Genomic DNA, 24,029 nt, shown 5'->3' on the forward strand with positions numbered 1-24,029 from the left:
CATGACCACCCCGACTCTGACCAAGGTGGACAGTGCGCCACCGAAGCGGACCAACAAGGTCATCACCGCGCTGCGGCGCTTCGCGATCTCGATCACGATCTTCAACATCATCGGCTACACGATCCTCGGTTTCGAGCAGCCGTGGCTGTACCCGTTCGTCGCGCTGGCGACCGCGTACACCACGGAGATCGTCCTCGAGATCATCAACGCCCGGGTGACCCACCGCGACGTCCGGTTCCGGGGCAACGGGTTCAAGGGGCTGGTGGAGTTCCTCCTGCCCGCGCACATCACCGGTCTCGCCCTCAACATGCTGACCTACGTCAACGACCAGATCCTGGTGATGATGTTCGGGGTCGCCGTCGCGGTCGGCACCAAGTGGATCCTGCAGGCGCCGGTGTACGGCCGCATGCGGCACTACATGAACCCGTCGAACTTCGGCATCACGATCATCCTGCTCGTGTTCCCGTGGGCCAGCATCGCCCCGCCGTACCACTTCACGGAGCAGATCCCCACCTGGGGCGGCTGGCTGATCGTCGGCATCATCCTCGTGTCGGGCACGGTGCTCAACGCGCTGCTGACCAACCGGATGTGGCTGATCGCGGGCTGGCTGAGCTTCTTCGTCATCCAGGCCTTCGTCCGCGGCTGGCTCTTCGGCACGTCGATCCCCGGCGCGCTGGCGATGGGCACCGGTGTCGCGTTCGTGCTCTACACCAACTACATGGTGACCGACCCGGGCACGTCGCCGTCGAAGCCGGGTGCGCAGTTCCTCTTCGGATCCGGCGTGGCGGTCGCGTACGGCTTCTTCACCGCCGTGCACGTGGCCTACGGGCTCTTCCTGGCCACCGCGACCATCTGCCTGATCCGCGGCCTGTTCCTGTGGGGCCTGCACTTCTCGAACAAGGCGCGGATCAAGTTCGAGGCCGACCAGGCCGCGCAGAAGGCGAAGCTGGAGCTCGCGCCGGCGCTCGCGGCGACTGGGGACGACGAGAAGCCGGGAGCAGTCGCGGCATGACCGGACCGCAGCACGAAGCCCGGGCGGCGCGCACCACGCCGCCCGGGCCGCCGCGCCGGGCGACCATCCGGTTGCTGAAGCAGCTCTTCACCGACCGGCTCGCGCTCATGGGTGACAACGCCGGGACTTACGGCGACGTCGTCCGCATCGCCATCGGACCGAAGGCGATGTACCTGGTCAACCACCCCGACCTCGCGAAGCACGTCCTCGCGGACAACGCCGCGAACTACCACAAGGGCATCGGCCTGCAGGAGGCCCGCCGGGCCCTCGGCGACGGCCTGCTCACCAGCGACGGGGAGACCTGGCGCAAGCAGCGCCGGACCATCCAGCCGGTGTTCCAGCCCAAGCGGATCTCGCGCCAGGCCGGCGTCGTGGCGGCCGAAGTGGAGGCGCTCGTCAAGCGGCTGGCCACGCACGAGGGCCCGGTCGAGATCCTGCACGAGATGACCGGGCTTACCCTCGGCGTGCTCGGCAAGACGCTGCTCGACGCCGAACTCGGCGGCTACGAAACGCTCGGCCACTCGTTCGAGGCCGTGCAGGACCAGGCCATGTTCGAGGCGGTCACGCTGAGCATGGTGCCGCAGTGGGTGCCGCTGAAGAAGCAGCTGGAGTTCCGCACCGCGCGCGACGACCTGCGCCGGATCGCCGACGAGCTCGTCGACCAGCGGCTCGCTAACCCGGTCGAGAACGGCGAGGACGTGCTGTCCCGGCTCATCGCGACGGGGTCGGCCGAAGACTCCGGGGACGCCGGCGCGTCCCGCGAGCGCATGCGCGACGAGCTGATCACCCTGCTGCTGGCCGGGCACGAGACCACGGCGAGCACGCTCGGCTGGGCGTTCCACCTGATCGACGAGCACCCCGAGGTCCGCGAACGGCTGCACGCCGAGGCCGTCGAGGTGCTCGGCGAGCGGCTGCCCGGGTACGAGGACCTGCGGCGGCTGACGTTCACCGTGGCGGTCGTCGAGGAGGTCATGCGGCTGTACCCGCCGGTGTGGCTGCTGCCGCGGGTCGCCCAGGCCGACGACGAGATCGGCGGGTACCACGTGCCGGCCGGCTCCGACGTCGTCGTCGTGCCCTACACGCTGCACCGGAACCCGGAGTTCTGGACCGACCCGGAGCGCTTCGACCCGGGACGGTTCGACCCGGCCAACCCGGCCGGGCGGCCGCCGCGGTACGCCTACCTCCCGTTCGGCGCCGGGCCGAGGTTCTGCATCGGCAACAGCCTCGGGGTGATGGAGGCGGTGTTCGTGCTGGCGATGACCGTCAGGGACCTGGAACTGCGCAAGGTGCCGGGCAAGGTCGTCGAACCCGAGGCGATGTTGTCGCTGCGGGTGCGCGGCGGGCTGCCGATGACCGTGCACCCGCGGGCGGCCCGGGCGCTCCGGGACGCCTGATTCTACTGTGGACATTCGACGAGGAGGTAGGCCGGTGCAACCCGAGGCCACCGAAGAAGAACGCGTCAAGAACATGACCCTCGAGGCCTACGCGGACACGATCGTGCCGGGGGAGAAGCGGTTCGACGGCGACCGGGCGGTCGCCGGGGCCGCGCCCGGCCCGGGGTCGGTGGCGGCGGGCGCGCTCGACCTGCTGAACTTCGACGCGACCGGCGTCACGGCCGGCCTGCCCTACCTCGCGCAGTCGCTCAACGACCACGCGAAGTCCTACGCGGGCGAGGTCGAGCTCGAGCTCGACGACGACGTCCCGCCGTTCGTCGCGCTGCCCTACGCGCACCGCCGCGAACTCGTGCGGCGGCTGACCACGCCCGGGCACCCGGAGAAGGACGGCTGGGTCAGCCTCGCGCTGTTCTGCAACATGGCGTACGACAGCGCCCCGCACCTGCACACCGCCGACGCCATCCGCGACGGGCACCCCGGCCTGCTCGCGCTGGGCTACCGGCCGCCGGACGCGGACGGCTTCTGGCGGTTCCCGAAGTACGGCTACGGCCGCAAGCTGGCCGAGCTCCACCCCGACACGACACCTTCCGGGAGCCCGGCATGAGTGCGATCGACCAGACCGACGTCGTCATCGTCGGCAGCGGTTTCGGCGGGTCCATCCCGGCCTACCACCTCGCGGCGGGCGGAGCCAAGGTCACCGTGCTGGAGCGCGGCCCCTGGCTGGCCGCGGACGACTTCGAGCACGACTACCTGCTCGGCTCGTCCTACACCCGCGCGTTCGACTTCGTCGTCGGCGACGGGATGAGCGTGCTGGGTGGCAACTGCGTCGGCGGCGGCAGCGTGGTGTACTTCGCCGCGATGCCGCGCGCGCCCCGGTTCGTGTTCGAGCGCCACGGCAGCATCGGGCGCCGGATGTGGCCGTCCGAGATCTCCCGCGACACGCTGGAGCCGTGGTACGACCGGGTCGACGAGTCGATCCCGGTGTCCAAACAGGACTGGAGTGACGTCTCCTACGCCGGCGGGCTGTGGGCCGCGGCCTGCCACCACTCCGGCCGGACGGCGAACCCGGCGCCGGTGGCGGTGGACAACGCCACCTGCGTCAACTGCAACTTCATGATGGCGGGCTGCAAGTTCGACGCCAAGCGGTCGATGCTGACGAACTACCTGCCCGCCGCGCTGGCGCACGGGGCGAAGATCCGGCCGCTGCACGAGGTCCAGCGGCTCGAACGCACCGAAGACGGCGGCTACCGCGTCCACTTCGACATCGTGGACGAAGAGGACTACCGGGTGCACACCGGCACCGGCGTGATCGAGGCGAAGGTCGTCATCATCGCCGCCGGCGCCGGCGCGACCCCGGTGATCCTGCAGCGGTCGGAGGCCGCGCTGGGCACCATGCCGCACGGCGTCGGCCGGTACTTCTCCGGCAACGGCGAGCGGCTCAACACCGCGATCATCGACGAGGACCGCGTCCGCGAGGTGCTGGGACTGTCCCGTGAGGACGGTCCGGTGTACTCCGCCAACCACATCGGCAAGGGCCCGACCGTCGCGAACTGGGACAAGCTCGACGGCTCGCTGCCGGAGTACGAGCGGTACTCGCTGGAGCAGCTGTACTTCCCGCCGGGCCTGGGCACCATCCTCGCCCAGGTGCCCGGCGGCGAGGAACCGCGCTGGTACGGGGCGGAGAAGAAGGAAATCCTGAAGCAGTGGGCGAACTGGCTCACGATCTTCCTGATGACCGAGGACGACAACGAGGGCGTCTTCGGCGCCCCGCCGCCCACCGGCAACGCCTACCGCATCTCGCAGCAGATGCTCGGCCGCGGTTCGCTGCGCTACGACCCGACCGAGAACACCCGCCACGGCTGGGCGCTCGCGGACGCCGACTGCAAGGCGATCATCGAGAAGGACGGCCTGGCGAAGGTCGCGCCGTGGACGAACGACGTCGTCGGGGCGTACACCGTGCACCCGCTGGCGTCGTGCCGGATCGGCGACGACCCGGCGACGTCCGCGCTGCACCCGAACCACGAGCTGCGCGACCACCCGGGCATCTTCGTCACCGACAGCGCGTCGGTGCCGGGCGCGCTGACGGTGAACCCGGCGATGACCATCGCCGCGCTCGCCGAGCGGTCGGTCCCGGGCATCGTCCGGGAGCTGCAGGCGCGCGGGGTGGACGTCAAGTACGGCGCCCCGGCCCCCGACGGCTCGATCACCGGCCGCCGGGCGGTGTCCAAACTGGACCTGGTCGCCGGCAACTGATGCACGGGTACATGGAACTCGCGCTCCTGGGGTCCTGGGAGCGCGAGTCCGCCGGTTCTCGAGGAGGAACGATGGCGCCCGGATTGGTGCGGTTCGCCCTGCGTCGGACGCTGCGGGACGTGAAGTACGTCGAGGCCGTGCGGCCGGGGCGGGCGCGGGGGCTGGTCAGGGACGTGTACCGGCAGGTGGAGCGGGACTTCGGGATGCTCGCTCCACCCGTCGCGCTGCACTCGCCGGCGCCGGAGGTGCTCGCCGCCGCCTGGCTGATGCTGCGGGAGTCGCTGGTCGCGGGCGGGCTGGCGAGCCGGGCCGACAAGGAGGTCGTCGCGGCCGCGGTGTCGGCGGCGAACTCGTGTCCGTACTGCGTCGAGGTGCACGCGATGGCGCTCGGCTCGCTGGGGGACCCGGCCGCCGCCGCGGCCATCGAGGCCGGCGACGCCGGGGCCATCCCGGACCGGGACACCCGGGCCCTGGCGGCGTGGGCGCGGGGCGAAGGCCTTCTGCCCGCGGACGTGCCCGCCGGCACCGCCGCCGAGTTCACCGGCGTGGCCGTGGCGTTCCACTACCTCAACCGGATGGTGAGCGTGTTCCTCGGCCCGTCGCCGCTGCCGGACGCCGTTCCGCCGTCGGCACGGGCGAAAGCCCGGGCGGTGCTGGGGCTCCTGCTCAAACCGGGGGACGCGCCGCCGGCCGGGGAGGCGCTGGGCCTGCTCCCGGCCACTCCCGCCGACGGCCCGGGCTGGGCGCCACCGGGCGGCACCCTCGCGGACGCCTTTTCGCGCGCGCGGGCGGCGATCGAAGCCGCCGGGGAACGCTCGGTGCCGCCCCGGGTGCGGGACCTCGTCCGGCGCGAGCTCAAGGCGTGGGACGGCAGACCGCCCGGGCTGAGCCGGGCCTGGGCCGAGCCGGTGCTCGCCGAGCTGCCCGCCGGCGAACGCGCGGCGGGCCGGCTGGCGCTGGGCACCGCCAAGGCGGCCTACCAGGTCGACGCCGCCGACATCGCCGCCGTCCGTCCGGAAAGGACGGACGATCGTGGCCTGGTGGAGCTGGTGTCGTGGGCGGCTCTCACCGCGGCCGTGGCGGCCGGTGAGCGGCTGTGGCACCGCCCGCGAAGAGAAGACTCCCCAGGTCGGCGCGGGTGATGATCGAAAGGTCAGATCGCCCGCCGGGGCGCGCAGCACCGGGACGCACCGAGTTCGCAGCCCGGTCCGTGCCGTCGCCCCGGGGATCCCGATCTGACGGACGGCGGTCGCCGCGACGGTGGCCCCTTACCCCGCCATTCCCGCGGCGGCCGCCGTCCCACCATCTTTCGGGGGTCCGGGTGGCGGAGCCCCCGGCCCGGGGCGGAGCCCCGATTGTCACGGAGAAGACGTCGCACCGGTGAGAGGACTGACAGGTGACTGACACCACGGGCGTGATCGCCGACTTGACCGCCGAGGCCGCCGAAGTGGACGCGCTCGTCGCCGGTCTTCCCGAAGCGGGGTGGGACATTCCGACCCCGGCGCCGGGCTGGGCGGTCCGGCACCAGATCGCGCACCTCGCGTTCATCTTCCGGATCGCCGGCCTTTCGGCCGCGCAGCCGGAGGCCTTCGTCCAGATGACGAAGTCGCTCGCGTCGGTCGGGTTCGAGAAGGCCGTCGAAGGCGCGTTGCAGGAGTTCGTCCACGACCCCGCCGAGGTGCTGCTGAGCCGCTGGCGCGCCGAGCGCGACACCGGGATCAAGGCCCTCGCGGCCGTGCCCGGCGACCGGCTGGTGCCGTGGCTGGTGAACCCGCTGCCGCCGTACGTGCTGGCCTGTGCCGGGATGATGGAGCTGTTCGGCCACGGCCAGGACGTCGCCGACGCGCTGGGCGTGCGCCTCGCGCGCACCGACCGGATCAAGCACCTGGTGGGGTTCGCCGTGCGGGTCCGGGACTTCGGCTACGAGGCGCGGAACCTGACGCCGCCGGCGGAGGAGTTCCGGTACGACCTCACCGCGCCCTCGGGCGCGCTCTGGTCGTTCGGGCCCGCCGACGCGACCCAGCGGGTGAGCGGCAGCGCCGAGGACTTCTGCCTGCTCGTCACCCGGCGGCGGCACCGCTTCGACCTCGACGTACGGGCGGAGGGCACGCTGGCGGACCAGTGGCTCGACATCGCCCAGGCCTATCGCGGGCCGGCCGGCCAGGGCCGCCGTCCCGGCCAGTTCAACGACTGACCATGCCTGTCTGTCCTCAGTGGACAGTGCAGATCCTTGTTCCAGCGTGCTGACGTGCGGGCCGGGGCAGGGAGAAAGAAGACGGTCCGCACCGGCCGGGAGATGCTGACCCGGTGGCCCGGTGCGACCGGGTGAACCGGGCGGCGGCGCCGCCGCCGCCCGAGAAGACAGACCGGCGACGGGACCCCGTTCCGCGCCGGAGGACAGCGGGGACCTGATGGTTCCGGTGATACGGGGCTCGAGAGCCAGTGGGAGTGCGGTGGCATGAGCGTAGAGCGGATTTCGATCGTCGGTATCGGGCTCCGATACCCCGACGCGAGTTCTCCGGAGGAGCTCTGGGAAAACGTGCTGGCCGGGCGCCGGGCGTTCCGCAGGCTGCCGGACGAGCGGATGAACCGGGCGGACTACTACTCGCCCGACCCGAAAGCACCAGACCGCTTCTACGCGCAGAAGGCGGCCGTGCTGCGGGACTACGAATTCGACCGGGTGGCGCACAAGGTCGCCGGCAGCACCTTCCGGGCGACCGACACGACGCACTGGCTGGCGCTCGACGTCGCCGCCGCGGCCCTCGCGGACGCCGGCTTCGGCGAAGGTGAGGGTGCCCCGCGGACGACCACCGGTGTCGTCATCGGCAACAGCCTCACCGGGGAGTTCTCCCGCGCCAACATCATGCGGCTGCGCTGGCCGTACGTCCGCCGCACGGTCGCGGCGGCGCTGAACTCCCGCGGCTGGGAGGACGAAGACACCGCGAGCTTCCTGCGGGAACTGGAGGTCCAGTACAAGGACCCGTTCCCCGAGATCAACGAGGACAGCCTCGCGGGCGGCCTGGCGAACACCATCGCCGGCCGCGTCTGCAACCACTTCGACTTCGCCGGCGGCGGGTACACCGTCGACGGCGCCTGCTCGTCCTCGCTGCTTTCCGTGGTGACCGCGGCCAACGCGCTCGCCCAGGGCGACCTCGACCTCGCCATCGCCGGCGGCGTCGACCTCTCGATCGACCCGTTCGAGGTGATCGGCTTCGCGAAGACCGGCGCGCTGGCCAAGCGCGAGATGAAGGTCTACGACGCCGACTCCAACGGCTTCTGGCCCGGCGAGGGCTCGGGCATGCTCGTCCTGATGCGCGAGAGCGACGCGCTGGAGCAGGGCAAGCGGATCTACGCGTCGATCGGCGGCTGGGGCGTCTCCTCCGACGGCAAGGGCGGCATCACCCGGCCCGAGGCGGCCGGGCACCGGCTGGCCCTCAAGCGCGCCTACGACCGCGCCGGCTACGGCGTCGAGACCGTTTCCTACTTCGAAGGCCACGGCACCGGCACCGCGCTGGGCGACGCCACCGAGATCGAGGCGCTGTCCACCGCCCGCCGCGACGCCGACCCGCTGGCCAAGCAGGCCGCGCTGTCGACCATCAAGGGCAACATCGGGCACACCAAGGCCGCGGCCGGTGTCGCCGGCCTGATCAAGGCGACGCTCGCGGTCTACCACCAGGTCATCCCGCCCGCCACCGGGCACTTCGACCCGCACGAGTCGCTCACCGGCTCGTCGGCGCGGATGTACGTCCCGCGCGACGCGACGCTGTGGCCGGAGGACCAGCCGGTCCGCGCGGGAGTCTCCGCGATGGGCTTCGGCGGGATCAACTCGCACGTCACGGTCACCGAGGCGCCGACCGCGCCCCGCCGCCGCGAGATCGACGAGCGGGCCCGCTCGCTGGTCGCCGGCCGGCAGGACGCCGAGCTGCTGCTGTTCGACGCCGTCGACGTCGCGACCCTGCGCGGCAACATCGCGGCCACGCTGGAAGTCGTTCCGAAGCTGTCGTTCGCCGAGCTGACCGACCTCGCCGCCCAGCTGGCGAAGGACCTGTCGGGCAAGCCGGTGCGCGCCGCGGTCGTCGCGGCCAACCCGGAGCACGCCGAGCGGAAGCTGACCAAGCTGCTTGAGCAGCTCGAGTCGGGTGACTCGATCTTCGACGCGGCCGACGGCATCTTCGCGAGCAACCGCGGGGCCGCCGCCCCGAAGATCGGCTACCTGTTCCCCGGCCAGGGGTCCGGGCGCGGCGGCGAGAGCGCCCTGCGCCGCCGGTTCACCGTGGCCGACGAGATCTTCCGCGCCGCGGCGCTGCCGGCCGCCGGCGACCAGGTCGCCACCGAGGTGGCCCAGCCGCGGATCGTCACCGGTTCGCTGGCCGCGCTGCGGGTGCTGCGCTCGTTCGGCATCGAGGCCTCGACCGCGACCGGGCACAGCCTCGGCGAGCTGACCGCCCTGCACTGGGGTGGCGCGCTCGACGAACGCGGGCTGCTGGAGCTGGCGAAGGTCCGCGGCAAGGTGATGGCCACGACGACCGGCGACGGCACCGGCGCGATGGCGGGCATCGCCGCCTCGGCCGGCCGGGTCGAGGAGCTCGGCCTGGGCGACGACGTCGTCATCGCCGGCTACAACGCACCGGAGCAGACCGTCATCTCCGGGCCGGCCGAGGCGATCGACCGCATCGTCGCCAGGGCCAAGGCCCAGGGCGTCGGCGCGACCCGCATCAAGGTCTCGCACGCCTTCCACTCGCCGGCCGTCGAACCGGCCGCGAACGCCATGACCGAGCGGCTGGGCGAGTTCACCTTCGCCCGGCTGGAGCGGCCGGTGGTCTCCACTGTCAGCGGCGACGTGCTGCACGCCGCCGAGAACCTGCCCGAGCTGCTGCGCGACCAGATCGTGCTGCCGGTCCGCTTCCGCGAGGCCGCCGCCAAGGTGGCCGAGCGCAGCGACCTGGTGGTCGAGGTCGGCCCCGGCCGGGTGCTGACCGGGCTGTTCGAGGAGATCGCGCCGGGGACGCCGGTACTCGCGATCGACACGGACAACGCGTCGCTGCAGGCCCTGCTGCGGGTCGTCGGCGCGGCGTTCGCGCTCGGCGCGCCGATCTCGGTCGACGCGCTGTTCGAGGGACGCGTCGTGCGTGCCCTGCCGGCCGACGGGGTGTACAACTTCCTCGCCAGCCCGTGCGAGGCGGCCCCGTCGATCGACAGCGAGCTGGCCGCCGAGCTCGCCGCGGAGAAGGCCCAGGCCGCCGAGGCCGACGCCGGAACCGCCGACGGCGACTCCGGCTCGACCCTGGACCTGCTGCGCAAGCTCGCCGCCGAGCGCGTCGAGCTGCCGCTGGAAGCGGTCACCGCCGACACCCACCCGCTCGACGACCTGCACCTGTCGTCGATCACGGTCGGGCAGCTGGTCAACGACGTCACCCGGGCGCTGGGCCGGCCCGCGCTGGAAGGCATGCCGAACTTCGCGACGGTGTGCCTGGGTGAGCTCGCCGAGATGATCGACGAGCTGGCGCAGACGGCGAAGCCGAGCGACACGGGCAAGGGCGAGGCCCCGGGCGTCGGACCGTGGGTCCGGCCGTTCGCGGTCGAGTACGTGCCCGCGCCGCGGCCCAACGCGGACCTCACGCCGGGCGCAGGCCACGCCGAATGGCAGGTCTTCTCGACGCCGCGGCACCCGCTGGCCGAACCGCTGAGGGCCGCGCTCGCGGCGTCCGGCGCCGGCGACGGTGTGGTGCTCTGCCTGCCGGCGGACTGCGACTCCAGCCACGTCGGCCTGTTCCTCGACGCCGGCCGCGCCGTCATGGCCGCCCCCAACGGCACGCGCTTCGTGGTCGTGCACCACGGCTACGGCGCCGCCGGCCTGGCCAGGACCCTGCGGCTCGAGGACCCGTCGGCGAAGACGACGATCATCGACTTCGCGAACCCGACACCGTCCGATGTGGACGAGATCGCCGAAGCCGTGCACACCGTGGTGGCCGAGGTCGCCGCGACCACGGACTTCACCGAAGCCCGCTACGGCGCCGACGGCGGGCGCACGGTGCCGCGGCTGTCCGCGCTGCCGGCGCCGAAGCCCGGCCCGATCCGCGACTCGCTGGACTCCTCGGACGTCCTGCTCGTCACCGGTGGCGGCAAGGGCATCACCGCGGAGAGCGCGCTGGCGCTGGCCAAGGACTCCGGGGCCAGGCTGGCCCTGCTCGGGCGGTCCGACCCGGAGTCCGACAGCGAGCTGGCGGAGAACCTCGACCGCATGGAGGCGGCGGGCATCCGCTACCGCTACGAGCGCGCCGACGTCACCAGCGCCCCGCAGATCGCCGAGGCGGTCGCCCGGGTCCAGGCCGAGTTCGGCCCGGTCACGGCGATCCTCCATGGCGCGGGCCGCAACGAACCGGCCGCCCTCTTCAGCCTCACCGAGGACAGCTTCCGCAAGACGCTCGCACCGAAGATCGGCGGGCTCAACGCGGTGCTCGCCGCGGTGGACCAGGACAAGATCAAGCTCCTGGTCACCTTCGGCAGCATCATCGGCCGGGCGGGCCTGCGCGGGGAAGCGCACTACGCCACGGCGAACGACTGGATGACCGAGCTGACCCTGCGCTTCGGCCAGGAACACCCGCAGGCGCGGGCGATCGCGCTGGAGTGGTCGGTCTGGTCGGGCACCGGCATGGGCGAGAAGCTCGGCGTCGTCAGCGCCCTGATGCGCGACGGCATCACGCCGATCCCGACGGAGGAGGGCATCACCATCCTCCGCCAGGTGCTGGCCGACCCGGCCGCGCCGCCGGTGCTGGTGGTCTGCGGCCGCACGTCGGGGCTGGCCACGCTGCCGATCCAGAAGCGCGAGCTGCCGCTGACCCGGTTCGTCGACCGCGCGGTCGTGCACTACCCGGGCGTCGAACTGATCACCGAGGCCGACCTGTCCGACGGCGCCGACCCGTACCTGACCGACCACCTGCTCGACGGGCAGCTGCTGTTCCCGGCGGTGCTCGGCATGGAGGCGATGACGCAGGCCGCGGCGGCGACGCTGGACCGCACCGGCACCCCGGTGCTCTCCGACGTCGAGTTCCTCCGGCCGATCATCGTCTCGCCGGGCGGGTCGACCACGGTCCGGCTGGCCACGCTGGCCCGCGACGCCGACACCGTCGACGTCGTGATCCGCAGCGAAGAGACCGGCTTCAGCGCCGACCACTTCAAGGCGCGGCTGAGCTTCGCCCGGCCGGCGGAGATCGGCGAGTGCGTCCCCCGCGACGTCGCGCTGCCGCCGGTCCCGGTGGAGCCGATCAGCGAGCTGTACGGCTCGGTCCTGTTCCAGGGCAAGCGGTTCCAGCGGGTCCTCGGCTACCGCCGGGCGAGCGCCCGGCACGCGGTCGCCGAGATCTCGACCAGCGCGGACCACTACTGGTTCGCCCCGTTCCTCCCGCAGGAGCGGCTGCTGGCCGACCCGGGCACCCGCGACGCGATGATGCACGCGATCCAGTGCTGCGTCCCGGACGCGACGCTGCTGCCGCAGGGCATCGAGAAGCTGTACCTGGCCGAGCCGGGCCGTCAGCACGACGAGTACGTCCTGCTGGACGCGAAGGAACGTCTCCAGGACGGCGACAGCTACATCTACGACCTCGACGTGCGCAACCCGGACGGCACGCTGGTCGAGCGCTGGGAAGGCCTGAAGCTGCGCGCGGTCCGCAAGCGCGACGGCGCCGGGCCGTGGGTCCCGTCGATGCTCGGGTCCTATGTGGAGCGTGCGTGCGAGCGGCTGCTCGGCGCGACGCGGTCGGTGGTGCTGGAACCGGACCCGATCGGCCGCCCGGCCGAGGGCATCGCCGAGCGGAGGGCGCAGACCGCGCTCGCCGCGGGCCGCGCGCTCGACCGGCCGGTCGAGGTCCGGTACCGCCCCGACGGCAAACCTGAGTGCGACGGCGTCCAGGTCACCGCGTCGCACACCTCGCAGCTGACCCTCGTGGTCGCCGGCGCCGACCAGGTCGCCTGCGACATCGAGACGGCGATCGAACGCACCGAGGAGGACTGGGCCGGGCTGCTGGGCGAAGAGCTCCTCGCCCTCGGCCGGCTGCTGGCCGCGGACACCGGGGAGCCGATCAGCGTCGCCAACACGCGGGTCTGGAGCGCGCTGGAGTGCGTGCGCAAGACCGGCTCGATGACCCAGGCGCTGACCGTGCGCCAAGTCGACGCCGACGGGTGGGCCCTGCTCGCCTCCGGCAGCGCCCGGATCGCCACCTGGTCGACCACCGTCAACGACCGGACCGACCCGATCGTGTTCGCCGTGCTCCACGCAGAGGGGATCTGAAGATGACCGACTACTACGAGATCCGCCACACGGTCGGCTTCGAAGAGACCAACCTGGTGGGCAACGTCTACTACGTGAACTACGTGCGCTGGCAGGGCCGGTGCCGCGAGATGTTCCTCAAGGAGAAGGCGCCGGCGGTGCTCGAGGAGGTCCGCCACGACCTCAAGCTGTTCACCCTCAAGGTGGAGTGCGAGTTCTTCGCCGAGATCACCGCGTTCGACGAGCTGTCCATCCGGCTGCGGCTGGAAGAGCTCACCTCGACGCAGATCCAGTTCGCCTTCGACTACGTCCACCTCCGTGAGGAGGGCGAGGTGCTGGTGGCCAGGGGACGGCAGCGCATCGCCTGCATGCGCGGGCCCAACACGGCCACCGTGCCGTCGCGGGTCCCCGAGCAGCTGCGCGAGGCACTGGTTCCCTACTCGACGGCCGCGGTCAACGGCAAGGGAGTCTGAAGTGGGCTACGAATCGGAGCCTCCCGTGCTGAAGCGGCTGCCGAGGTCACCAGGCCGCCGCCTCGCCTCTCCTCAGCCGGGACTACGGCAGGTGATGTCGCAGTTCGCCACCGGGGTCACGGTGCTGACGGCGGGCGGGGAGAACGCGCACGGCATGACCGCGAACGCGTTTTCCTCGGTGTCGCTGGAACCGCCGATGGTGCTGTGCTGCGTGTCCAAGGCGGCCCGGATGCACGACGCGATCGTCACCGCGGGCTCGTTCGGGGTGAACATCCTCGCGGCGGACCAGCAGGAGACGTCGAAGTACTTCGCCGACTGGCGGCGGCCCGACGGGATGGCGCAGTTCGAAGCCGTCGCCTACACGCCGGGGCGCAACACCGGGGCACCGCTGCTGAACGGTGCGCTGGCCTGGCTGGAGTGCGAGCTGGCGCAGGTGCTGGAGGGCGGTGACCACTCGATCTTCCTGGGCCGGGTGCTCGCCACCAACCGCGGCACCGGCGAGCACGCGCTGATCTTCTACGGCGGCGCCTACCACCACGTCGACGGGCAGGCCCGCGCGGCCTGAAGGAGGACGGTCATGCTGATCGCGGTCACGGGCGGCACCGGCTTCCTCGGCGCCCACACGGTCGCGGCGCTGCTGCGGCGGGGGCACCGGGTCCGGCTGCTCGCCCGTGACCCCGCCGCCGTTCCGTCGACAGTCGACGTGGTGGCCGGTGACGTCACGGATCCGGCCGCGGCGTCGCGGCTGGTGGCGGGGGCGGACGCGCTGCTGCACGCGGCCGGCGTCTACACGTTCGACAGCCGGCGCCGCGACGAGCTGCGGCGGGTGAACGTCCGCGGCACCGAGGTGGTCCTCGCCGCCGCCCGCCGGGCGGGCACCGGCCGGATCGTGCACGTGTCGACGGTCGGGGCGCTGTACCCGGCGACCACGCCGTCGATCGGGGTTTCGAGCCCGGTCGGCGGATCGCGGGAGCCCTACCTCGCGTCGAAGGCGGCGGCCGAGCGGATCGCGCGGCAGCACCGGTCGGCAGGCGCGCCGGTCGTCGTCACGTATCCGCCGGCCCTGCTCGGCCCGGACGACCCGCGCCTGAGCGACCAGAACGCCCGCCTGCGGGACGTCCTGCGCGGGCTGACGCCGATCTGGCCGGGCGGCGGGCTCCCGATCGGGGACGTCCGCGACTCGGCGGAGCTGCACGCCCGGCTCCTCGGCGGGGAGGTGCCCGGCGCCGCGTTCTTCGGGCCGGGGCACTTCCTGACCACCCGGGAGTACCTGGCCACGGTCCGGGCGGCGACCGGGCGCGCGCTGCCGGCGGTGTTCCTGCCGCCGCGGGCGCTGTACCCGGTGGGGCGGTTCGCCGACCGGCTGCAGCGCGGGTGGCCGTGGACGTTGCCGGTGCAGTACGGCGCGATCCACGTCTGCGCGACGGCGGTGCCCGTCGCCCGGGACGCCCCCACCGGGGGCGTGCCGGCGCGGCCGGTGTCCGAAACCGTCCGCGACACGGTGGCCTGGTTGCACGCGACCGGGCGGATCACGGACCGGCAGGCGGGCACTCTGTCCACTGTGTCCCCGCCGGACGTCAGCAGGCATCGAGCAGTTCTCACCGGTCCCGGACCCGGGGCCGTCCAGACCGAGGAGGTCCTGCCATGACCACCAGCGACGCCGGGCACGCGGACACCGGTGACCGGTACCCCGCGGCGGTTTCCGCCCTGCCGACCGGCGATGCCCTGGTCCGCCCGATGCCCCGGCTGGGCCGCGGCATCGTGTGGTCCGACATCGTCGCCGAGATCGAGCGGGACCACCGGGCCCGGATGAGGGATGCCGCGTGAGCGGAAGCCAGGAGTCCGGCGCCGCGCGGGCCGACGACGCCGAGGTGGTGCCGGTCCCCGACACGCTCCGGCGCCGCCGGATGAGCCGCTCGACGTCGTCCGGGGACGCCGAGGTCATCGAGCTGGCCCGCGCCGCCGACCTGGCGCGGCCGTCGCCGCCCGACATGCCGCTGCTGCGCCGTCGCCGCGAGGAGCTGCGCTCGCACATCCACGAGGGCAAGCTCGACGCCGTCCGGCGCCAGCACTCGCTGGGCAAGCTGACCGCGCGCGAACGGCTGGCCCTGCTGCTCGACGACGACTCCTTCACCGAGATCGAGCCCTACCGGCGCCACCAGGCGAGCGGGCCGGGCCTGGCGGGCAACCGCCCGCACACCGACGGCGTGGTCGCCGGCTCCGGCACGATCGACGGGCGCCGGGTGTTCGTCTACGCCCAGGACTTCACGCTCTTCGGCGGTTCGCTCGGCGAGGCGCACGCGGCGAAGATCCACAAGGTGCTCGACCTCGCGGTGGCCAACGGCGCCCCGGTGATCGGGCTCAACGACAGCGGCGGCGCCCGGATCCAGGAGGGTGTCCTCGCGCTCAACGGCTACGGCGGCATCTTCCGCCGCCAGGTCGAGGCGTCCGGGGTGATCCCGCAGATCAGCGTCATCCTCGGCCCGTGCGCGGGCGGCGCGGCGTACTCGCCGGCGCTGGCGGACTTCACGTTCATGGTGCGCGACACCGCGCGGATGTACCTGACCGGGCCCGACGTCGTCGAGGCCGTGAGCGGCCAGCGCGTCACGCACGAAGAGCTCGGCGGCGCGGACGTCCACGGCAGCGCCTCCGGCGTCGCGACGGTGGTGCACGACGACGAGGAGAGCTGCCTCGCCGACGTCCGGTACCTGGTGTCGCTGCTGCCGTCGAACTACCTCGACCTGCCGCCGGCGACCGCGCCGACGAACGCGAAGGACGACTACCGGCCCCGGCTGGCGGACCTGGTGCCGGTGGAGCCGAACCAGCCGTACGACATGCGGGACGTCTTCGCCGAGGTCGCCGACGACGGCGAGTTCTTCGAGCTGCACGAAGGCTGGGCGCGCAACGTGCTGTGCGCGCTGGCGCGGATCGACGGCCGCGTGGTCGGCCTGGTCGGCAACCAGCCGATGGTGTTCGCCGGCGTGCTCGACGGGCCGGCGTCGCAGAAGGCCGCACGGTTCGTGCGGTTCTGCGACGCGTTCGGCATCCCGCTGGTGAGTCTCGTGGACGTGCCGGGGTTCCTGCCCGGGGTGGAGCAGGAGCGCGGCGGCATCATCCGCCAGGGCGCGCAGCTGCTGCACGCGTACTGCGAGGCGACGGTCCCGCGGATCCAGGTGATCCTGCGCAAGGCGTACGGCGGCGCGTACATCGTGATGGACTCGCGGTCGATCGGCTGCGACCTGTCGCTGGCGTGGCCGACGAACCAGATCGCGGTGATGGGCGCGGAGGGCGCGGTGAACGTCCTGTACCGCCGCGACCTCGCGGCTTCGGCCGACCCGGCGGCACTGCGGGCGAAGCTGGTGGCGGAGTACACGGAGGAGTTCCTGAACCCCCAGTACGCGGCGGAGCGAGGCCTGGTCGACGACATCATCGACCCGGCAGAGACCCGCGCGGCGGTGGCACGCGGGCTGGCGATGCTGCGCGACAAGCGCAAGCCGGCCCCGGGCCGCAAGCACAGCAACCTGCCGATCTGAACCGGCGGACGGAGGTGGTCGCGGTGTCCGCGATCCGTGTGGTCCACGGCGCCCCGGACGACTGCGAGCTGGCGGCCCTGGTGGCGGTGCTGCAGGCGGTCCGGGTGGCCCGGGAGCCGGCGGTTCCGGGGTCGTCGGCGTGGGGAGATCCGGCTTGGCGGGCCCGAGAGCCGCGGGCCGCGACGGGGGCTTGGCGGATGTCGGGCCTGCCGCACTGAGAGCGCGCGGGGTCCGCTCGGTGTCGTGCGGTCGCGTCCGGCACGAGGGTCCCGGTGTCGCGCGCGGAGGCGGCCGGCGCGCGGACCTCCGAAGTCGAGTCCTACCGCCGGTAACCCGGATCTCGCGTGATTGAGCACGTAACTCGCGTGATTGAGCACGTAACTCGCGTGATTGGGGCCGGATCTCGCGAGTTACGGCTTCGATCACGCGAGTTACGGCTTCGATCACGCGAGTTACGGCTTCGCCGGCCCCGCACCGCGCGGCCGTGGCCGGTTGCCCGGCCCCGTGCAGACTCCCGGGGGCGCGGCGATGTAGTCATTGCTGTCGGCCGAGCGCCGTCCGGGAGAGGCCTCAGGCCACGCGGCCCGGCATCTCCCGCAACTTCCGCGCCGCCGCCTGCTCGCGGCTCGGTGAGTGCGTCGTGTGGTCCGGGTGGACCGCCACGTACCGCACCTCGCCGTCCGAGAACGCCTCCACGTCCGTGCGCTCGCCCGGCCTGAACTCCGCTCCGCACACCGCGCACGTGCGCTGGCGGTCCGCCGCGCCGCCGAGGGTCTTCCGTTCGTCCGTCATGCGCGCACCTCGCCGTCGAGTGTCGTCGCTTCCAGTGCACCTCGCGCCGCCCGCCCGTGGCCACTCGAAAGCTGCGCACGCCAGCGGTTCCCATCCGATCCTCGACCCTCGCGGCGCATGGTGATCCCACACACCGACACCACGGAGGAACGCCATGACAGCAGCAGCGGTCCCGGCCGACGACTGGACCCCGCCACCCACCGAGGACCCGCGCGGGCTCCGGCTGGTGGCCGCGCCCGAGCCGGCCGAAGAGGAGCTCGGCGAGCACATCGTGCTCGGCTACAACTGAGCGGCGGGCTCCGGCGCCGGACACGGACGGTGCCGGAGCGCAAGCTCGGAGATGAGCACCGCACCGCTCGCCGTGGAGAATTGACGATGTTCGGGCCGGAGTGTCACCGCAGCACGGTTGGGAGGCCGGCAGATGGCAATGCGCCTCCAGCTCACGGCGGGCATCGAAGTCCTCGAAAGCTGGGCCGAGACGGCGACGCAGGCGGAGCGGAACGTCGTCTACGAGGCATTGTTCGCTGTCGGCGACGGTTCCGCCTTTCTCGTTTACGACATTTTCGGCGACCCCCACGATCCCGGCAATTTCCTCGTCATGGTGAAACCGGGACTGGTCATGAAAGTGATGGTGCAGCGCGCCGATTCCGCGTTCGAAATTCGCTACGTCGGAGCGGTCGAAGACCCGGTCGATGCCGCCGCCGCACCTCAGGAGACGTCCAGCCCCGAGTGACCGATCCGGGAAAGTGCTGGTCCGAACGGCCTAATGTGAGTTCGCGGCCGGTCGCGCGGCGTTCCCGCCGATCGGCCGCCGGATATCGGGCGCCAGGACGTGTATTCCTCACCTTGACAGCGTATCTTGCGGTGTGAAAGCCTTTGTGTGTTCGCTGGTCAGGCCGCTATTTCTGGGGTGGGTAAACGTAGGAGGCTGCACCATGTCTTCACCGGAATTGCCAGGACTCGATGTTTCCAGCCGCGTGCGCGCCCGGGACGTCCAGATGACCGGGACCGCCGACCTCGGCCGCCGGGTGCTCATGATCACCGGCGCCATCGACACCACCGACCACGACGTCTCGGTGAGCGTCAGCCTCCCCGAGCCCGGCCGCTGGCAGGTCATCAAGGCCGAGACCAACCTGACCGACCAGACGTGGGTCGCGATGCAGGCCGTGATGGACGAGGACTCGACGTTCCTCGACGACGAAATGCTGATGTCGCCGCAGTTCGCGAAGAGCTTCATGACGCCGGACCAGCGCCGCCTCACCTTCTACGAAGGCGAGGTCCGCCCGGGCGAGACCGTCCTGAAGACGTATTCGATGGAGACCGGCGGCCGCAAGCCGACTTACTTCTACTCGCGCTACAGCCCGATCGCCACCGACAGCGCCGAGCAGTCCCAGCAGACGCTGGACGAGCTGGTCACCAACGGGATGGGTCAGCGGCCGGTCGTGGAGCTGATCGTCCCCGTCACGGTGCTCTGAGCCGGCGGCGGGGCGAGCAGTGATCTCGTTCGTACCGGAACCGCACCTGCTCGACTCACCGCGTGGCCGTGACTGGCCGCGCCTGCGGGCCCCGGTGCGTGACCAGGATGCCGCGCCACCGCCGTTCGCCGAGGTCGCCATCGTCGGAGCCGGTCCCGCCGGCCTCGCGGTGGCCTCGGCGCTGTGGCACCACGGCGTGCGCGACGTCGTCCTGCTCGACCGGGCCGGTGAGCCCTGTCAGCGGTTCTTCGGCCGGATCGACCTGCTCGGCCAGCGGGTGCTGCGTTCGCCGTACGAACACCACCCCGGCGTCGAGGGCTACCGCGACTGCGAGCTGCTGGACTTCGCGCGGCTGCACTGGTCGCGGCTGACCCCGGTGGAACGCCGGGAGATCCGGATGGCGCAGGCCGGGCACCGGTCGGTGGTCCCGGTCGACGTCTTCGACGCCTACTGCGCGCACCTGGTCGCGAGCCACCACGTCGCCGAGCGCACCTGGCGCGCGTCCGTCCGCGAAGTCCGGCCCACCACCGACGCGGTCACCGTCCTCGCCGACCGCTTCACGGTCACGGCCCGGCATGTGGTGCTGTGCCTCGGCGAGGAACGGCGTCCCGCCCCGGAATCCTGGTGGGGTGGCGGCCGTCCGCCGTCCGGTGTGTCCTATTGGGACGAACCGCTGCCGCGCGGCGGACAGCGCCAGATCGTCGTCGGCGCCGGGCTGACCGCGGCCCACCTGATCGGCAACGCGCTGGCCGCCGGGCGGGAGGTGCACTGGGTGATCCGGGAGACCGGAGAACGGTTTCAGTGCGCCGACGTCAACTCCACGTTCTTCCGGCCCGAGGGCCGCGCCCGCTTCGACCGCGTCACCTGGGACGAGCGGCTGGGGCTGATGGCGCGGTTCCGGCGGGCGTCGATCATGTTCGAGTTCCGCCCGATGCTCGAGCGGGCCGAAGCCGAGGGACGTCTGGTCGTGCACCGCGGCGAGGCGGTCACCACGGTGGCCGACGGCGCCGCCGTGCGTCTCGACGGGGGCCGCGTGATCAGCGGCGACCTCGCGGTGCTGGCGCTGGGGACGGCCCCCTCGATCGGCACGCGGCTGCTTCCGCCGGACCTCGTCGCGGAGCGCGACGGCTGGCCGTCGCTGGACGAGCGGACCCTGGGTTACGAGCGGGCGCCGCGGGTCTCGGTGGTCGGCGCCGCGGCCGGGATGGTGCTGGGCCCGGCGGCCCGCAACATCGACGGCCATCGCGTCGCCACCGCCCGGGTCGCGGCCGCGATCGCCGGGCGGCTGAGCCAGGAGAGCGTCGCGCCGCAGCGGGTGGTGGCGCGTGTCTGACAACCGGTTCGTCCTGCCCGCGGTCGACGAGCCCGGCACCACCGAAGCCGGCATCATCCTGCTGGGCCTGGACGTCGACCGGCTGCTCGCCGGCGTCGGCTTCGCCCGGCTAGCCGACGACGCCGCCCTGGTCACCCAGGCCGTCGACCAGGCCCGGCACGGCGCGTTCGCGGTCGACCTGGCCGAACTGGTCGAGCTCGGCCTGGAGCGCTGGCTGGCGGTCCGGAGCACGCTGCCCGAGCCCCGCTCCGGCGAGCCGGGAGCGTTGCGCCGGGAGTGGGAGCGCGCGCTGGACCGCGTCACCGACGCCGTCCCGGACGCCGGCCCCGCCTCGGTCGGGTATCTGACGGCCTGCCTGCTGCGCCGCACCGAAGTCGACAGGTTCGCCGAAAGGGGAGAGCCCGATGTCCTACCTGAGATCCCTGCCCGCTGAGACGACCCTGCTGCAGGTGTTCCGGGCCAACCCGGATCCGGCGCGGCACCTGCTGGACCTCCACGAGGTGGTGATGCGCGGCGAGTCGCCGTTCACCGCGGGGGAGCGCGAGCTGATCGCGGCGTACGTGTCCGGGGTGAACAGCTGCGGCTACTGCCACGGCATCCACACGATCACCGCGGAGGCGTTCGGCGTGCCGGAGGGGCTGCTGGCGGCCGCGGTCGCCGACCTCGACTCGGCGCCGGTCGACGACAAGATCCGGCCCGTGCTGGCCTATGTCGGCAAATTGACCCGCACGCCGTCCCGGATGACCGAGGAAGACGCCGAAGCCGTGTTCGCCGCCGGCTGGGACGAGCAGGCGCTGAACGACGCGGTACTGGTGTGCGCGCTGTTCAACTTCATGAACCGCATGGTGGAAGGGCTGGGAATCCGCGCGGACGAGGCGTATGCGACGACGTCCGGGCTGCGGTTGAAAGAAGGCGGATACGCGGGCCTGGCCGAATTGCTGTGAGAACGACGTTTTCGTCGTGAAGAACCCGTTCCGTCAGCGTCGCGCGTCCGAGGTTCGTTGACAGGGACCCGGGGTTGCGCCCCAATGTGGCGTTGGTTGCGTCTGACGCACCGAACGCCACATTGGGTGCGTTGGACGCACCGAACGCCACATTGGGGCGCTTGGCCCGAACGTCAAACAACTTGCGTCAGGCAGCCGACGCAGTGACAGATTGCTTGCCGCCCGGCCACACCCGGCGCGGATGTGTCCCCTCATCCGCGAGCCGGCCGCCGTCGGCGCTATTCTTCCGCGCACACCGCGGCGCCCGGCGCCGTTCCGCGAGACGCGCGCCCCAGCGTGGGGGCGCCGAGTGCAGTGGGAGTAGCAGGGTGGCTTTCGACGCGGCGGGCAGTTCGGCGGAGACGATCTCATTGTGGTCGCTGGCCGAGGACAGTCTCGTCGAATTCGGTGACGACACGTCGCTGGTCGTGGTCACTCGCTGGGGCGAGTTCGATTTCCCGGACGCCGGGCCGCTGGTCCGGGAAGCGCTTCGCCGGATGGCGCTCGGCCCGGTTTCGCTGGCGAACGTGGCCGATTCGTGGGACGAGGGAGAGGACCGGGCGCGCGCGGACAGTCTCAGCTGGACGGTGCCCGGCGCGGTGGCGCTCAACCGCGTGCTGACCGCGCTCAGCGGGTCGGTCGTCCGTTCGCTGGGACTCAACGACGGCAAGGGGCCGCTGCTCTCGGTGGTGCCGGTGGTCCCGGAACCGGTGTTCGTGCCGGCGGAGATCGCGGCGACCCGGCCGGTCCGGCTCTCGCGCTTCGGCGCGCTGCGCCCCGGCGACGGCGGGCTCTGGCTGGTGTCCCCGTCCGCGCCGTTCCGGGTGCTGCTGGCCCAGCCGTGGGCGGTGCGCGTCGCGGCGTCGCTGGGCAAGGCGACGACGGCGGCGGAAATCGCGGCGCGGGAGGAGATCCCGGCGGAGGTCGCCCGGCCGCTCGTCGGCTATCTGGTGGCGTCGGGCTGCGTGGTGGCCGGCGACGACGGCGGCCGGTTCGCCGAGGACGCCGACCCCGGGCTGAACCTGTGGTCCTATGAGGAGCTGCTCTTCCACGACCGCAGCCGCACCTGGCAGGCGAACGGCCTGCCGGAGACGGCCGAGCCGCCACGCTCGCCGGTGGCCAAGCCGCAGGGGCCGGGCCCGGAGATCGTCCTCCACCGGCCGGACCTGGCCGACCGTGCCGCGCTCGACCCGTCGCTGACCGAGCTGCTGGAGACCGACCACGCCGCGCCGGCGTTCACCACCCGCGAGCTGTCGGCGGAGCAGATCGGCGAGTTCCTGTACCGGGCCGCGAGGATCCGGTCCAGCGGCCCGGCGAGCCTGCCCGACGGCACCGCGGGCGAGGTGTCGCAGCGGCCGTACGTCAGCATGGCGCGGCTCTACGAGCTGGAGCTCTACCTGACGGTCAACCGGTGTTCCGGGCTGCCGCAGGGGATCTACCACTACGACCCGGCCGGGCACCGGCTCGTCCTGGTCTCCGCGGACGCCGTCGACCGCGCGGTCCTGCTGGACATGGCGATGGTCGCCGCGGCCAACCACCGCCGTCCGGCCGCGCTGCTGAGCGTCACCACCCGGATGGCGCGCACCGCGCCGGTGCTGGGCAGTCGCGCGTACGCGGCGGCGTTGCTGCACCTCGGCGCGTTGCAGGAGACGCTCTACCTCACCGCGAAGGCGATGGGGCTGGCCGCGCACGCCGTCTCGGTGGACGCCGGTGACCGCGTCGGCCGCGCGCTGCGGCTGGACTGGCCCGCCGAGGTCTGCGTCGGGGAATGCGCGCTGGACCTGGCGCCCTGACGGCCGGGGAAAGCGCGTTCAGAGCCAGTCGGAATCGGTGGCGATGCGAATCGCGTCGACCCGGTTTCGCGCGTTGAGTTTCGTGACGACCGCGGCGAGGTAGTTCCGCACGGTGCCCGCGGACAGGTACAGCTCGGCGGCGATGTCGGCGACCGAGCGTCCGCGCGCGGCCAGCCGCAGGATCTCGATCTCGCGCGGGGTCAGCGGGCAGTCCTCGGTCTCCCAGGCCGAAAGCGCGAGATCGCTGTCGATGACCCGGCGGCCGACCGCGACCGAACGCAGGGCGTTGGCGAGCTTGTCCGCAGGCGCGTCCTTGAGCAGGAAACCGTTGACCTTGGCGTCGAGCGCGCGCCGCACGTTGCCGGGGCGGCCGAGGCTGGTGAGGATCAGCGTCCGGCAGCCGGGCAGGTGCTCGTGCAGTTCGCTCGCCGCGGTGAGGCCGTCCTTTTCCGGCAGATCGATGTCGATCACCGCGACATCGGGCCGGCACTTGGTGGCGGCGGGCAGGATGTCGGCGCCCGACGCGACCTGCGCGACGACTTCGATGTCGCTTTCGAGGCTCAGCAGGGCCGCGAGCGCGCCGCGCACCATGTGCATGTCCTCGGCCAACAGGACTCGGATCACCTCGCCCCCCTCTGTCTCAAGTAACCCTCAGTGTACAGATTGGGCGCGGAGGAGTGTGACCCATTCAGTGACAATCCGACCCGGATTGTCAGAGCAGC

General features: G+C 72.3%; 22 protein-coding genes. 20 read left to right on the forward strand and 2 right to left on the reverse strand.

The window, feature by feature from the left end:
• Window position 1 precedes the first annotated feature (1 nt).
• The 13 genes from AB0M82_RS36145 (at window position 2) to AB0M82_RS36205 (ending at window position 17,149) form a co-directional block, all read left to right on the forward strand.
• On the forward strand, window positions 2-1,012 hold the full coding sequence (locus tag AB0M82_RS36145) for an enediyne biosynthesis protein (RefSeq protein WP_364731917.1): 1,011 nt from the start codon (window positions 2-4) through the stop codon (window positions 1,010-1,012).
• On the forward strand, window positions 1,009-2,406 hold the full coding sequence (locus AB0M82_RS36150; protein WP_364731920.1) for a cytochrome P450: 1,398 nt from the start codon (window positions 1,009-1,011) through the stop codon (window positions 2,404-2,406). The genes AB0M82_RS36145 and AB0M82_RS36150 overlap by 4 nt, the downstream gene beginning before the upstream one ends.
• A gap of 34 nt (window positions 2,407-2,440) precedes the next feature.
• Window positions 2,441-3,010 (forward strand): DUF5987 family protein, encoded by a 570-nt coding sequence (locus AB0M82_RS36155; RefSeq protein WP_364731922.1) that lies wholly within the window; start codon window positions 2,441-2,443, stop codon window positions 3,008-3,010.
• On the forward strand, window positions 3,007-4,659 hold the full coding sequence (locus tag AB0M82_RS36160) for a GMC family oxidoreductase (protein ID WP_364731925.1): 1,653 nt from the start codon (window positions 3,007-3,009) through the stop codon (window positions 4,657-4,659). The genes AB0M82_RS36155 and AB0M82_RS36160 overlap by 4 nt, the downstream gene beginning before the upstream one ends.
• Before the next feature lie 71 nt (window positions 4,660-4,730).
• On the forward strand, window positions 4,731-5,801 hold the full coding sequence (locus tag AB0M82_RS36165) for a carboxymuconolactone decarboxylase family protein (protein ID WP_364731927.1): 1,071 nt from the start codon (window positions 4,731-4,733) through the stop codon (window positions 5,799-5,801).
• Between the two features lie 254 nt (window positions 5,802-6,055).
• Window positions 6,056-6,853 (forward strand): TIGR03084 family metal-binding protein, encoded by a 798-nt coding sequence (locus AB0M82_RS36170; RefSeq protein ID WP_364731930.1) that lies wholly within the window; start codon window positions 6,056-6,058, stop codon window positions 6,851-6,853.
• 264 nt (window positions 6,854-7,117) lie between these two features.
• Window positions 7,118-12,946, forward strand: coding sequence for a type I polyketide synthase (locus AB0M82_RS36175; RefSeq protein WP_364731933.1), 5,829 nt, complete (start codon window positions 7,118-7,120; stop codon window positions 12,944-12,946).
• 2 nt (window positions 12,947-12,948) lie between these two features.
• On the forward strand, window positions 12,949-13,398 hold the full coding sequence (locus AB0M82_RS36180; protein WP_364731935.1) for an acyl-CoA thioesterase: 450 nt from the start codon (window positions 12,949-12,951) through the stop codon (window positions 13,396-13,398).
• Between the two features lies 1 nt (window position 13,399).
• Window positions 13,400-13,963, forward strand: a complete 564-nt coding sequence (locus AB0M82_RS36185; RefSeq protein ID WP_364731937.1) for a flavin reductase family protein — start codon at window positions 13,400-13,402, stop codon at window positions 13,961-13,963.
• 12 nt (window positions 13,964-13,975) lie between these two features.
• Window positions 13,976-15,046, forward strand: coding sequence for an SDR family NAD(P)-dependent oxidoreductase (locus AB0M82_RS36190; RefSeq protein ID WP_364731939.1), 1,071 nt, complete (start codon window positions 13,976-13,978; stop codon window positions 15,044-15,046).
• Entirely contained in the window at window positions 15,043-15,225 is a 183-nt protein-coding gene (locus AB0M82_RS36195; RefSeq protein ID WP_364731942.1) for a DUF6222 family protein, read from the forward strand. The genes AB0M82_RS36190 and AB0M82_RS36195 overlap by 4 nt, the downstream gene beginning before the upstream one ends.
• Window positions 15,222-16,931: an acyl-CoA carboxylase subunit beta gene (locus tag AB0M82_RS36200; protein WP_364731945.1), complete on the forward strand. Its 1,710-nt coding sequence runs from the start codon at window positions 15,222-15,224 to the stop codon at window positions 16,929-16,931. The genes AB0M82_RS36195 and AB0M82_RS36200 overlap by 4 nt, the downstream gene beginning before the upstream one ends.
• A 23-nt stretch (window positions 16,932-16,954) precedes the next feature.
• On the forward strand, window positions 16,955-17,149 hold the full coding sequence (locus tag AB0M82_RS36205; protein WP_364731947.1) for an acyl-CoA carboxylase subunit epsilon: 195 nt from the start codon (window positions 16,955-16,957) through the stop codon (window positions 17,147-17,149).
• 352 nt (window positions 17,150-17,501) lie between these two features.
• Here AB0M82_RS36205 and AB0M82_RS36210 read toward each other — a convergent pair whose 3' ends face one another.
• Window positions 17,502-17,723, reverse strand: a complete 222-nt coding sequence (locus AB0M82_RS36210) for a hypothetical protein (protein ID WP_364731949.1) — start codon at window positions 17,721-17,723, stop codon at window positions 17,502-17,504.
• A gap of 154 nt (window positions 17,724-17,877) precedes the next feature.
• On the opposite strand from AB0M82_RS36210, the gene AB0M82_RS36215 reads away from it, so the two are divergent.
• From AB0M82_RS36215 to AB0M82_RS36245, 7 genes are all read left to right on the forward strand, one after another.
• On the forward strand, window positions 17,878-18,012 hold the full coding sequence (locus AB0M82_RS36215; RefSeq protein ID WP_364731952.1) for a hypothetical protein: 135 nt from the start codon (window positions 17,878-17,880) through the stop codon (window positions 18,010-18,012).
• 132 nt (window positions 18,013-18,144) lie between these two features.
• Entirely contained in the window at window positions 18,145-18,456 is a 312-nt protein-coding gene (locus AB0M82_RS36220; protein WP_364731955.1) for a DUF6235 family protein, read from the forward strand.
• A gap of 265 nt (window positions 18,457-18,721) precedes the next feature.
• Window positions 18,722-19,198, forward strand: coding sequence for a DUF6423 family protein (locus tag AB0M82_RS36225; RefSeq protein WP_364732006.1), 477 nt, complete (start codon window positions 18,722-18,724; stop codon window positions 19,196-19,198).
• Window positions 19,199-19,217: 19 nt separating this feature from the next.
• Window positions 19,218-20,531: an FAD/NAD(P)-binding protein gene (locus AB0M82_RS36230; RefSeq protein ID WP_364731958.1), complete on the forward strand. Its 1,314-nt coding sequence runs from the start codon at window positions 19,218-19,220 to the stop codon at window positions 20,529-20,531.
• The gene (locus tag AB0M82_RS36235) at window positions 20,524-20,964 is read left to right on the forward strand and encodes a DUF6187 family protein (RefSeq protein ID WP_364731961.1); all 441 of its coding nucleotides are present in this window, start codon (window positions 20,524-20,526) and stop codon (window positions 20,962-20,964) included. Before AB0M82_RS36230 ends, AB0M82_RS36235 begins: the two co-directional genes overlap by 8 nt.
• The gene (locus tag AB0M82_RS36240; RefSeq protein ID WP_364731964.1) at window positions 20,936-21,475 is read left to right on the forward strand and encodes a peroxidase-related enzyme; all 540 of its coding nucleotides are present in this window, start codon (window positions 20,936-20,938) and stop codon (window positions 21,473-21,475) included. Before AB0M82_RS36235 ends, AB0M82_RS36240 begins: the two co-directional genes overlap by 29 nt.
• Window positions 21,476-21,843: 368 nt before the next feature.
• Window positions 21,844-23,307 carry a SagB family peptide dehydrogenase gene (locus AB0M82_RS36245; RefSeq protein ID WP_364731966.1) on the forward strand — a complete coding sequence of 488 codons (1,464 nt, stop codon included), beginning with the start codon at window positions 21,844-21,846 and terminating at the stop codon, window positions 23,305-23,307.
• A gap of 18 nt (window positions 23,308-23,325) precedes the next feature.
• Here the strand turns inward: AB0M82_RS36245 and AB0M82_RS36250 are convergent, their stop codons facing one another.
• Complete coding sequence (locus AB0M82_RS36250; protein ID WP_364731968.1) at window positions 23,326-23,931, reverse strand: response regulator transcription factor; 606 nt, start codon at window positions 23,929-23,931, stop codon at window positions 23,326-23,328.
• Between the last annotated feature and the right edge of the window lie 98 nt (window positions 23,932-24,029).

The organism is Amycolatopsis sp. NPDC051128 (assembly GCF_040682715.1).
GTDB lineage: Bacteria > Actinomycetota > Actinomycetes > Mycobacteriales > Pseudonocardiaceae > Amycolatopsis.